Source organism: Roseomonas sp. TAS13 (assembly GCF_001950415.1).
GTDB lineage: Bacteria > Pseudomonadota > Alphaproteobacteria > Acetobacterales > Acetobacteraceae > Roseomonas > Roseomonas mucosa.
Genome location: NZ_BDLP01000478.1, coordinates 1 through 2785, shown reverse-complemented (window position 1 = coordinate 2785; position 2785 = coordinate 1). Strand labels below are relative to the sequence as shown.

The window sequence follows — 2785 nt, the reverse complement described above, 5'->3', positions numbered from 1 at the left end:
AGCGCTCGGAGATCACGGTCGAGGCCTTCGGCGAGAGCCGTCCGCTGGTGCCGACCGCCGACGGCGTGCGCGAGCCGCAGAACCGCCGCGTGGAGATCGTCCTGCGCTGATCGCGCAGACGCTCCAGGCATCGTTTCGGGAAGGGGGCCGGTCCGCGAGGACCGGCCCTTCTTCTTTGCGCGCGTCCCCGGACGTCAGGCATGAAAAAGGGCGCCCGGAGGCGCCCTCTTCATGATCCCCGCCCCGCTGGCCGCCGACCCCTCGGCAGCCCCTGGCGACAAGAGGCTCGTCAGTGCTTCTTGGTGGTTGCCGAGACCTTGCGGACCTGCGGCTTGCCCGACGACACCGCCGGGCGGGTCACCGCCGCGGTGGTGGTGGCGCATTCCGGCCGGCCATGCGGGTTCGACAGGTTGTTGGCGACCGCCAGCCGCGACAGGGCCGTCACGTCGTTCGGCGCTTCCAGCGCGGTCTTGATGAGGTCCGCGCTGTTCTGGCAGAAGCGCGAGCCCATCCGGATGCCTTCCTGCGACTGCACGTTCGCCAGGGAGGTGATGTAGCTGTCCAGAGCCTTCTGGCCGCCGGCGCGGCGGTAGCTGGCGTCGATGGTCTTGTAGGCGCCGTGAAGCTGCGGGTTATAGCGCTTCACGAACTCGTTATAGACGTCCTCGTGCTTGCAGGTCAGCGCCACAACCATCAGTTGGCTCTGGAGCGCGCGCACATCGAAGGCCGTCTTTTCGGACGGCTGGATGCAGGACTGGGCAAGGGCAGGCGTGGCGGCGCCGGCGAAGGCCGCTGCCAGGCCGGCGAGCAGAAAGCGGGACGGCTTCATCGCAGCCGGGTTCTCCGATCAAGAATGACGAGGGCACCCCCTGCCCCCACACGCCCTATAATGGCCGCCAGCCGCCCTGCACAGGAGAGTTTTTCGGGAAGCTGGACCGAGGGAGAGCAATGGGTTGCGGTTCGTTGCCGAAATGCCATGGCAGAAGCGTCAGGCAACCTTCCCGGGCTTCTGCATGCGGGCGAGGCGCGCCAGTTGCCGGTCCAGGAAGGCCAGGGTCGCGGCATCGTCCTCCGAGGGGTCGCCCATCCAATAGGCCAGGACGCTGCCGTAGAGCCCCGCCAGGGTCGCGCGTCGCGTGTACCAGGACAGGTCGTCGGAACGGTCCCCCGCGGCTTCCCAGATCGCGCTGACGGTGCGCGCCAGGGTCCGGGCGGCGAGACGGGCGTTCCAGGGCAGCGCCTGCCGCGCCAGGGCCAGCCGCACCGCCTCCTTGTCGGGCCGGGCGAGCCGCAGCCGGGTGGCGATCAGGGTGCGGACCCGCTGCGGCGTGCGCAGCCCGGACAGGTCGGCGGCCTCCGCCATCTCGCGGTCCGCGAGGTCGCACCAGGCTTCCATCGCCCCCGGCACGCCGGAGGGAAACAGCGATTCCACGATCTCCGGCGGCTGGCCGTCCGTCGCGGCGACGGACACCGGGGTGGCCCCCTCCCCGCACGGCGGGCGCAGGCCCTGGGAGGACGATCCGGCGTGCGCGCTGGAATGACCAGGACGTGGTCGCCGGGAAAGCATGGACGGTCCGTCGCCGGGCCGCCCGTCAACGGGGCTGGCCGCGGGCGGCCGCCTTGCGGCCCGTCGCGGGTCCAGCCCCTTGCGGCGCGGTTACTGGGCCGTGCGGGCGGCGCTGTCCAGCAGGCCGGCAGGCAGGCGGTCCATCTGCTGGCGGGCGACGATGTTGCCGACAAGGGAAGCACCCAGGGCGGCGATGCTAAGCACGAGAGCGAGCATGGCAGGAACTCCTTCGGTCCGGGCCGGTGGAGGGGGCACTGCGCCATCCTCCATCCGGCAGGACACCATGGGGGGGCGCCGGCGGCAGGCCGGAGCCTGTTTCGGTCAGTCGGCCATCCGCAGGCGCGGCGGCAGGCCGTTCGGGTAAAGCGTGCTCATCACGACCTGAGCGGCGACATTGCCGCCGGCGAGCGCCGCGAGAACAGCAACGAACACGACTTCAAGCATGGGATGACCTCTTGGCTCGGCCGGTCCGATCCGGTCCGAGATCTGAGCATCAAGATGCTTCGCTGCGCCGCGTCATTCAAGCATAAACGGCATGCCATGCCTTGCTGTTCTTGAATGCCTGAGTTGGCTCCAAGTCAAAATCCAGCGTGTCTTATGTAAGTCCCATGGTGTTTATCTTATGCATGACCAGAGCAATTTTATCATGTGTCATATAGAACACGAACCTGACCAGCCATGACGGTGGCCTGCCGCCTCGCAGGTCGGGCCGGCCAGTCCGTTGCGTACCGGTCATCGCATGTCTGCCGGGCCGGTGCCCGCAGGCAGGGGGGCGGCGGAACGGGCATGATCCGCGCCCCACTGCCGGACGCCACGCCCTACGGGCCGCGCGCCTCCAGGCCCAGCACCCGTCGGGCGTCCTCGGCATCCTGGGCGATGGCGGCCTTGAGCTCCTCCAGCCCGGCGAAGGTCGCGTCCGCCCGCAGGAAGTTCACCAGCCGCACCCGGATCTCCTGGCCGTAGAGGTCGCCGGAGAAGTCGAAGAGATGCACCTCCAGCCGGGTCTGCGGGTCCCCGCCCAGGGTGGGGCGGCGCCCGATATTGGCGACGCCCTTCACTTCCCGCCCTTCCGGCAGGGCCACGGTCACGGCATAGACGCCGCGCGCCGGCTCCAGGTGCCGGCCGAGCCAGAGATTGGCCGTGGGCCAGCCCAGGACGCGGCCCAGCTTGTCGCCGTGCACGACCTCCCCTGCGATCTCCCAGGCCCGGCCCAGGTCG

At 69.7% G+C, this 2785-nt stretch carries 5 protein-coding genes; all 5 read right to left on the bottom strand.

Translation table 11 applies throughout. The features are described 5' to 3' along the window. Positions 1–289: 289 nt before the first annotated feature. A complete protein-coding gene (locus ROTAS13_RS22385; protein ID WP_019459556.1) occupies positions 290–829 on the bottom strand; it encodes a hypothetical protein in 540 nt (179 codons plus the stop codon). Positions 830–988: 159 nt separating this feature from the next. Then, positions 989–1471 (bottom strand): COQ9 family protein, encoded by a 483-nt coding sequence (locus ROTAS13_RS22380; protein ID WP_253187744.1) that lies wholly within the window; start codon positions 1469–1471, stop codon positions 989–991. Positions 1472–1657: 186 nt separating this feature from the next. Beyond that, a complete protein-coding gene (locus ROTAS13_RS28450) occupies positions 1658–1783 on the bottom strand; it encodes a hypothetical protein (RefSeq protein ID WP_019462330.1) in 126 nt (41 codons plus the stop codon). A 105-nt stretch (positions 1784–1888) separates the two neighbouring features. Continuing rightward, positions 1889–2011, bottom strand: coding sequence for a hypothetical protein (locus ROTAS13_RS28445; protein ID WP_019462331.1), 123 nt, complete (start codon positions 2009–2011; stop codon positions 1889–1891). A 374-nt stretch (positions 2012–2385) separates the two neighbouring features. Continuing rightward, a partial coding sequence (locus tag ROTAS13_RS22375; RefSeq protein ID WP_216348719.1) for a riboflavin kinase occupies positions 2386–2785 on the bottom strand: 400 nt, incomplete at its 5' end.

Coding starts and splice junctions, on each gene's coding strand:
- ROTAS13_RS28445 (WP_019462331.1), bottom strand. CDS start 2,011: ATGCTTGAAGTCGTGTTCGTTGCTGTTCTCGCGGCGCTCGCCGGCGGC.
- ROTAS13_RS28450 (WP_019462330.1), bottom strand. CDS start 1,783: ATGCTCGCTCTCGTGCTTAGCATCGCCGCCCTGGGTGCTTCCCTTGTC.
- ROTAS13_RS22385 (WP_019459556.1), bottom strand. CDS start 829: ATGAAGCCGTCCCGCTTTCTGCTCGCCGGCCTGGCAGCGGCCTTCGCC.